Source organism: Bacillus sp. EKM206B, from assembly GCF_011066015.1.
GTDB classification, from domain to species: domain Bacteria; phylum Bacillota; class Bacilli; order Bacillales; family Bacillaceae; genus Bacillus; species Bacillus velezensis.
This window is the reverse complement of sequence record NZ_JAAMNL010000022.1, coordinates 1-9,511: the sequence shown is the minus strand read 5'-3', so window position 1 is coordinate 9,511 and position 9,511 is coordinate 1. Positions and strand designations below refer to the sequence as shown.

Sequence of the window (9,511 nt, the reverse complement as noted above, 5' to 3'; positions counted from 1 at the left end):
TCACCGCATCGCCCGGGATCACGGCTCCACTTTGTATATGGTGCTTCTCGCCGCGTACAATACGTTACTCGCGCGATTGAGCGGGCAGGAAGACATCATCGTCGGCTCGCCGATTGCCGGGCGTCCGCATAAAGACCTTGAACCGATTCTCGGCATGTTCGTCAACACGCTCGCCATCAGAACGGAGCCGAAAGGAGACAAACGGTTTACCGATTACTTGGCGGAAGTCCGCCAGGCGGCGCTTGAGGCGTATGAGCATCAGGACTATCCGTTTGAAGAGCTGGTGGAACGGCTCGGCGTGCAGCGGGACATGAGCCGCAATCCGCTGTTTGACGTGATGTTTGTGCTCCAAAATATGGAGCGTGAATCCCTGGTGTTAAATAAACTGCATTTGGCTCAAGCTGCGGATACAAGTCATAAAACCGCAAAGTTTGATGCCACGCTTTACGCGTCAGAAGGGTCTGACGGTTCCATCAGCTTTGATTTTGAATTCAATACAGATATCTATCAAAAACAGACAATTGAAAAATGGCTTTCTTATTTTACTCGTATTCTTACAAAAGTAATTGAAAACCAAGCGATACCGCTTGGTGACATTCACGTACTGGATAATGCTGAAACAAATCGCGTCATTTATCAGTTTAATCAGACGAAAAGCGATTACCCAAGACACGAAACCATCAGCCGTTTATTTGAGCGGCAGGCAAAAGAAACCCCCGATGCCCGGGCAGTTGTATATGATGGACAAATCTTGACATACCGTGAGCTGAACGAACGGGCTAACAGAATAGCGGCGGCTCTCCGATCAAATGGCGTCGGTCCGGAAAGCGTTGTCGCATTATTAACCGGCCGCACAACAGAGCTTGCTTCCGGAATCCTCGGAATATTAAAAGCGGGGGGCGCCTACTTGCCTATTGGTGACGATGTGCCGCGGGAACGGGCTGAATGGATGCTTAAAGACTGTAAAGCTGATATTCTTCTCCAATCTGATAAACTTGACGGTCTGCCGCTTTCAGGAAAACGTTTATTCATAGAGGATATTCAAACAAAGGCCGGCTTGAATTCGGAAAATCCCGAACCGCTCGGCGGACCTGAATCGTTGGCCTACATGATTTATACGTCCGGATCAACAGGTGCGCCAAAAGGCGTCATGATTGAACAGCGAAGCGTGATCCGCCTTGTGAAAAACAGTAATTATATTGATTTTACGCCGGAAGACAGACTATTGTTTACTTCATCATTAGGATTTGACGTTACGACATTTGAAATATTCGGTCCGCTTTTAAACGGCGCTTCTTTATATGTAAGTGACCAGGAAACCTATCTCGACTCGGATGTTCTGGAAACATTTATACAGCAAAACGGCATTACGACGCTGTGGCTGACATCGTCTCTGTTCAACCATTTATCAGAACAAAATGAACACGTGTTTTCCGGATTATCCCGATTGATTATCGGCGGGGAAGCACTGTCCCCAAGCCATGTAAACCGGGTTCGGAATGCGCTTCCGCATCTCTCAGTATGGAATGGATACGGACCGACTGAAAACACGACGTTCTCGACTTGCTTTTTGATTGAACAATCATACGATCATTCAATCCCGATCGGCCGCCCTGTCGGAAATTCAACCGCATATATCATAAACAGCAGGGGAACACCGCAGCCGATCGGCGTCATCGGCGAATTGTGCACGGGCGGAGACGGTGTGGCAAGAGGATATTTCGGCCGCCCTGAGCTGACGGAAGAAAAATTTGTCCCTAATCCTTTTGTTCCCGGAGAACGGATGTACCGCACCGGAGATTTAGCCCGCTGGCTGCCGGACGGAACGATCGAATATGCCGGGCGGATGGATGATCAAGTGAAAATCCGCGGTTATCGGGTGGAGCTGGGAGAGATTGAAGCCGCACTGAGGAGCCTGGACGGCGTGAAAGAAGCTGCCGTGTCAGTCAGAACCGGGCAGTCCGGCAATAAAGAACTGATCGCATATATGAGTCTGCAGGCGGACATGGATACAGAAAAAGTGCGTTCTTCACTGTCTAAGCAACTGCCGAATTACATGGTTCCGGCCTATATGATGGAACTTGAGAAGCTGCCGCTTACGCCGAACGGTAAATTGGATCGGAAAAATCTGCCCGAACCGGAGCTCGCGCTTCAAACCGCGTACACAGCTCCCCGCAATGAGCTCGAAGAACAGCTTTCCGTGATCTGGCAGGAAGTGCTCGGCGCAAAACAAGTCGGGATTGAGGACTCATTTTTTGAATTGGGCGGCGACTCAATCAAAGCGCTGCAAGTTTCCGCACGGCTCGGACGCTATGGGTGGAAAATGACGGCGAGTGACTTATTCCGGCATCCGTCCATTAAGGAGCTCGCGCCTCTTATCCGGAAAGCAGAAAGAGTTATCGATCAGCGGCCGGTGGAAGGAAACATTCCTTGGACACCCGTTCAGCAGTGGTTTTTATCACAGCGGATGGAAAACAGAAATCATTTCAATCAGTCCGTCATGATGTTCAGCTCTGACGCATTGCATAAACAGCCGCTCAAAGAAGCCTTGCAGCATCTTGTCATTCATCATGATGCACTCCGGATCACCGTCAGTACAGAAAACGAAAGTTTCAGACAAATCAATCACGGTATTCAAAAAGATGAACTTCACAGCTTGGACATTTGGGATCTGTCTGAGACAGATACTTGGGAAAAAGAAATAGAAAGTGAAGTCGCTGCGCTCCAACAGCGGATGGATATTGAAAAAGGCCCGTTATTAAAAGCCGGCTGGTTCAAAACCCGGTCCGGGGATTATTTATTCATCACCGTACATCACCTGGCGGTTGACGGAGTGTCATGGCGTATTTTGCTGGAGGATTTATCTGCCGCTTACACTCAAGCCGTAAAAGGTCAGCCGGTCCAGCTTCCGCCAAAGACCGATTCGTTTAAGCAATACGCTGAAAGGCTTTCAGAATACGCAAAAAGCAGCAAGCTGATGCGTGAAGAAGAATATTGGCGTTTTATTGAAGAAGAAACAGCCGCCGAACTTCCTTATGAAAAACCGCAGCATCAGACGGGAGCCGACAGCATTCGGCAAACGGTAAGCTTTACGCTTACAGAAGAAGAAACGTCCGTTTTGCTTCAGCAGGTCAACCGGGCCTACCATACCGATACGCAAGATATTCTTCTGACTGCCGCAGCTTTGGCTTTACGGGACTGGACAGGGGGCGGCAGACTGCGCATCGCGATGGAAGGGCACGGGAGAGAGCACATCATGCCGGAGCTCGACATCAGCCGCACCGTAGGCTGGTTTACCTCCATGTATCCGGTGCTCATTGACTTGAACACAGCAGACGCTGAGCTTGGGACGGCGGTAAAAACGGTCAAAGACACACTCGGAAGAATACCGGATAAAGGAATAGGCTACGGCATTTTAAAATACATGACACCGTCTGAACAAAAAACAATCCGCTTCAGACAAGCGCCTGAAATCAGCTTTAACTATTTAGGGCAATTCAATGATACAGAAGATCAGCACACGTTCAGTCTGTCCGGTCTAGCAAGCGGGCACGACATCACGCCGACGTGGCAGCGGGAACAAGCGGTGGAAATGAGCGCGATGGCCGCACAAAACAAACTTCACTTCAGTTTGAGCTATCCGCCGAGCCGCTTCCGCAAAGAAACGATGGAACAGCTGCTGCAAACCTTACAGCAATATTTGCGTGATATTATGGCACACTGCACAGGCAAAGAGGAAGCAGAAAAAACCGTTAGTGATTTTAGCAGCAAAACGTTAACATCTGATGATTTGGACAGCATAGCGAGTTTTGTCGAGGAATTGTAGAAAAAGACGACGGGGAGATTATAACATGACAAAAAAGAATGCAATTCAGGATATTTATCCGCTGTCTTATATGCAGGAAGGAATGCTTTTTCATTCCCTCCTGCGAAAGGAATCACAGGCTTACGCCGAGCAGGCCTCCTTTTCAATAACGGGTAAGGTTGACACCCGCGTGTTTGAAGAGAGCGTTCATGCCCTTTTCGAAAGACATGATATTTTCAGAACGATCTTTATCAGCCAGAACGTGTCAGTGCCGCAGCAGGTCGTATTAAAAGAGCGGAACGTCAGCATCATTGAGGAAAATCTCACCAATTTAAACAAGGCTGATCAAATCAAGCATATTGAAGAAGCCAAACGAAGAGACCGTAAGAAAGGGTTTCATCTGCAAAAAGACATGCTGATGCGGGTGACGCTGCTTCAAACCGGTGAATGTGAATATACGTGCATATGGAGTTTCCATCACATCATTATGGATGGCTGGTGTCTCGGAATCGTGCTGAAAGAGTTCTTCCAGATATACGCCTCGCGGCTCCGCCGGACACCGTTAACGCTTGAGCCCGCTGTGCCGTACGGGACCTACATCAAGTGGCTGATGGAGCAAGATAAAGAAAAAGCCGCTTCGTACTGGGAGCGATACCTTGAAGGCTTTGAGCAGCAGACTGTACTGCCGAAGCAGAAAAAAGCCGGCGAAAGCAGACAAAAGGAAGTGACGTTTTCCTTTTCAAAAGAGGACACGGCTAAGCTGAAAGAGCTGGCCGTGAAAGAAGAGGTCACGCTGAGCACCATTTTCCACACGCTCTGGGGCATTTTGCTTCAGGCGTATAACCAGACAGAAGATGCGGTTTTTGGTTCTGTCATTTCCGGAAGGCCGTCTGAAATCGAAGGCATCGAGCGAATGATCGGCCTGTTTATTAATACCGTGCCTGTCCGGATCAGCGGGGCAAATATCCCGTTTCAAAAGCTGATCAAAAACGTGCAAAAGGATGCTTTGAAAGGACAGGCATACAGCTATCATCCGCTTTATGACATACAGGCGAATTCACAGGTAAAACAAGGCTTAATTGACCACATTCTCGTCTTTGAGAATTATCCGGTTGAACAGGAGCTTGATGTGCTGAACAGCAAGGGGGACACGAAAGACCTTTTTCATATCCATGATTTCAGCATGGAAGACGAAACCAATTACAGTTTTTATCTTATGGTGGCGCCGGGTGACGAGATTCACTTGAAAATGAGATACGATTCAAGTGTGTATGACCGCCAATTCATCGAAAATATCAAAGGCCATTTGGCACACATCGTCTCCCAGATTCTCGACAAACCGGACATCACGCCGGACAAGCTTGAAATCATAACCCCAGAGGAAAAAGCGCAGCTGCTCGCACCGATTTCTGAAGAGACCGAAAAGCCTGAATATGACACGGTTCATGCGATGTTTGAACGGCAGACCGCAAAAACGCCGGATCAAATCGCGATTCGGTATGAAGGCGAGTCAGTAACGTACAAAGAGCTGAACGAATCGGCTAATAAGCTGGCCCGCCTGCTGCAAAAGCGCGGATTAAAGCGGGAGGAACCGGTAGGCGTCATGCTCGGCCGTTCCCCTTCTTTAGCGGCGGCTGTTCTCGGTATTTTAAAAGCGGGCGGCGCCTTTGTCCCGATAGATCCGGGCAGTCCAAAGGAGCGTATTCGATATGTCATTGAAAACAGCGGCTGCGTCCATGTTGTAACAGAGCGGCATCAGTCAGTGCCCGCGGAACAAACGCTGCAAGTTACATACATAGAAGAGGCCGGGACGGAAGCGGACGGAAGCAATGTGCAATCCATTAATACGGCGGACGACCTTCTTTATATGATTTATACATCCGGTACAACAGGAAAACCGAAGGGCGTGCTGCTCGAACATAAAAATATGGCCAACCTGCTTTCTGACCAATTGACGAACACAGACATTGATTTTTGCACAAATGTGCTGCAGTACGCATCTGTGGCGTTTGACGTCTGCTATCAGGAGTTATTTTCAGTACTCTTGAGCGGCGGCACCCTTTGTATCGTGCCGGAATCAATCAAACGGGATGTTTCTCAGCTGTTTTCTTTTATTGATCAGCACAACACGGAAGTTGTGTTTTTCCCGACTGCGTTTGTCAAGATGCTTTTCAATGAAGAAGGTTATGCACAGTCTTTTCCCCGCTGTGTGAAGCATGTCATTACGGCCGGGGAGCAGCTGACCGTTTCGCGTTTGTTCAGGCAGACGCTCCGTTTACACGGTATGCACCTGCATAATCATTACGGCCCGTCAGAAACTCATGTGGTTTCAACGTATACGATTTCTGCGGGAGATGACATACCTGAACATCCGCCGATCGGGAAACCGATCCATCATAACAAGATGTATATTCTCAGCAAAAACAGACAGCTTCAGCCTCTCGGAATTGCGGGGGAATTGTATATTTCCGGGGCGAATACAGGAAGAGGCTATGTGAACAATCCGGCGCTGACCGAAGAGAAATTTTTGCCGGATCCGTTCAGAACGGACGCCGTCATGTACCGGACCGGAGATTTGGCAAGACTGCGTGCGGACGGCCAAATTGAATACATCGGCCGGACAGATGATCAAGTGAAGATCAGAGGGTACCGGATTGAACCGAAGGAAATTGAAACCGTCCTGGCAAATCATCATGCCGTGAAAGAAGCTGCTGTTCTGATTCAAACGAATGAGTCGGGCGAAAATGAATTATGCGCCTACTGCAGCGTCTCACAAGCGACTGATCCTTCTCAGCTGCGAAGTGATTTGGCGAAAGAGCTGCCTGATTATATGATTCCGGTCAAATGGGCTTTTGTTGACTCAATTCCGCTCACTGCGAACGGAAAAGTCGATCAGCGGGCCCTTCCGGAAGCTTCGGCATACGCAGCGGGCCGTCAATATACAGCTCCCCGGAATGTGACCGAGCTGAAGCTTACCCGCATATGGGAAGAAGTGCTTCAAACCGGACCGATCGGCGTTCACGATCACTTTTTCGAGCTTGGCGGCCATTCATTAAAGGCGACGGCACTCGTTGCAAAAATAGCTAAAGAGTGCAGTGTGCAAATCCCGCTGAGTGATGTCTTCAGCCATCCGACTGTAGAAGAACTCGCCAAAATCATCAGTGAAGCAGAAGAGAACCCGTTCGCATCCATAGAAAAGACAGAAATGAAAGAAACATATCCTGTCTCATCCGCCCAAAAACGGATGTACGTCCTTCACCAGCTTGAAAATGGCGGTGTCAGTTATAACATTCCAGCCGTTTTAGAGGTGAAGGGCCCGTTTGACCGAGATAGGATGGAAGCCGTGTTCAAGGAACTGATCCGGCGGCATGAACCGCTCAGAACATCCTTTGAAGAACAAAACGGCCTGCCTGTGCAGAGGATTCATGACGACGTGCCGTTTGCATTTACAAAAGAACAATCAGCCGAAGCGTTTATCCGGCCGTTCGATCTCGGCAAAGCGCCCCTTTTCCGGGCGGGATTTGTCCAAATAGAAAAAGACCGGCATCTGCTTTTAGCTGACATGCATCATATTATTTCAGACGGCGTATCCGTCAATCTTTTGATACGTGAATTCAGTGAGCTGTATGCTGAGAGAAGTCTGCCGCCGTTACGGATTCAATACAAAGATTATGCCGTCTGGCAGCAATCATTTATGGCGGGCGCCGCATATCGGAAACAAGAGGAGTACTGGCTGAATCGGCTTGCCGGTGAGATTCCCGTGCTTGAATTGCCGGCTGATAAGCCGCGTCCCCCGGTGCGGAGCTTTTCCGGTGACCGGGTGTCATTTGTCATCAGCGAAAAACATACAGCACAGTTGAAAAAACTGGCGAAAGAAAACAGATGCACACTTTATATGACGCTGCTTGGTGTGTACACGGTTCTGTTAGCCCGTTTAAGCGGACAGGAAGATATGATCGTCGGGTCTCCGATTGCAGGAAGGCCTCATGCCGACCTTGACGCCGTTCTGGGCATGTTTGTCAATACGCTTGCTTTCAGGACGCGTCCCGACGGAAGCATGACATTCAAAGAATATTTAAAGGAAATTCGCCAAACAGCGCTTGAGGCTTACGAACATCAGGATTACCCGTTAGAAGAGCTCGTCGATAAGCTCGGTGTGCCGCGGGACATGTCCCGAAATCCGCTGTTTGACACAACATTTGCGCTGCAAAATATGGAACAGCAGAAGCTTAGGGCAGCCGGACTTGAACTGCAGCCGGCAGACGTCAGCCTGCCGATTTCTAAATTTGACTTATCGCTGTACATCTCTGAAAACGCCGGTGAATTGTACTGCCAGTTTGAATACAGCACCGATTTGTTTAAGAGAAAAACGATTCAAAAATGGGCCGAATTTTTTACGACACTTGCCGAAAACGCCGCGGCTGATCCGGGCTTGGAATTAGACGATATTTCTGTTTTGACAGAAAAAGAAGAAGCGTCTCTGCTTCAAGATTTCAGCCCCTTGCAGAAAACAGCGTTTCCGCTTCATCAGTCTCTTCATGATCTGCTGGAACAGCAGGCGGAAAAAACGCCGGACCGTCCGGCAATTTTAACTGATGACATTTCGATTACGTATCAGGAACTGAACGAAAGAGCAAACGAGCTTGCGCATCAGCTGATCAAGCGCGGGATAAGGCTGGAGGATAAAACTGCCATTATGGGCCGGCGTTCTCCTGACATGCTGATCGGCATTTACGCTGTCTTAAAAGCAGGCGGTGCATATCTGCCGATTGATCCGGATTACCCGGAAGAGCGGATTCGCTTTTTACTGAAAGACAGCGGCGTGAAATTCTTACTGGCAGAACCAGAACTTTTCACACCAGATCTTTTTGAGGGAGAAATGATCTCTCTGAAAAGCGGACAAACAGGAAACCCTGAAGCTGCGGCCAACCCTAACGTTCCGGTAAAACCTGATTCATTGGCTTATATCATCTATACATCCGGTTCTACGGGACGCCCAAAAGGCGTGCAGGTTGAACATCGGTCAGCTGTAAACTTTTTATACTCACTGCAAACGCGTTATGGATTAAGTGATTCTGACATCATTTTGCATAAAACATCATACTCTTTCGACGCTTCGATTTGGGAGCTGTTTTGGTGGCCGATCGCGGGAGCTTCTGTTTTCCTCCTTCCGCAAGGCGGCGAGAAAGACCCTGAAATGATACTGAACGCATTGGAGAATAACCGCATAACGGCGGCTCATTTTGTGCCATCCATGCTTCATGCTTTCTTGGAATATATAAATTCCAGAAAACAGCCGATCAAAAAAACCTGCTTAAAAAGGGTTTTTGCCGGCGGCGAACAATTGGGCCCGCACCTGGTTTCCCGTTTTTATGACCTTCTTGCGGGAACGGAATTGACAAATTCCTACGGTCCGACGGAAGCGACAGTAGAAGCGGCGTACTTTGATTTGCCGCAAGGAAAAGAATTTCACAATGTTCCGATCGGCATTTCCGGGCATAACATGCGGCTGTATATTTTAAATCAAAAGAAACAGCTTCTGCCGCCGGGCTGTATCGGAGAGCTGTACATCGCGGGGACAGGGGTGGCCCGAGGCTATCTGAACCGGCCTGAGCTGACGGAGGAGCGCTTTCTCAATGATCCGTTTTATCCGGGAGAACGCATGTATCAGACGGGCGATATCGCACGCTGGACAGAAGACGGCCT

Annotated in this window: 2 protein-coding genes; both read left to right on the top strand. The window is 48.9% G+C overall.

Going from position 1 to position 9,511, the window contains the following annotated elements; translation table 11 throughout:
• Positions 1-3,826 (top strand): non-ribosomal peptide synthetase (locus G9F50_RS20045; protein ID WP_165417786.1); only part of this gene is annotated, 3,826 nt, incomplete at its 5' end.
• A 25-nt stretch (positions 3,827-3,851) separates the two neighbouring features.
• Positions 3,852-9,511: non-ribosomal peptide synthetase (locus G9F50_RS20040; RefSeq protein WP_165417785.1), on the top strand; the 5,660-nt coding region annotated here is incomplete at its 3' end.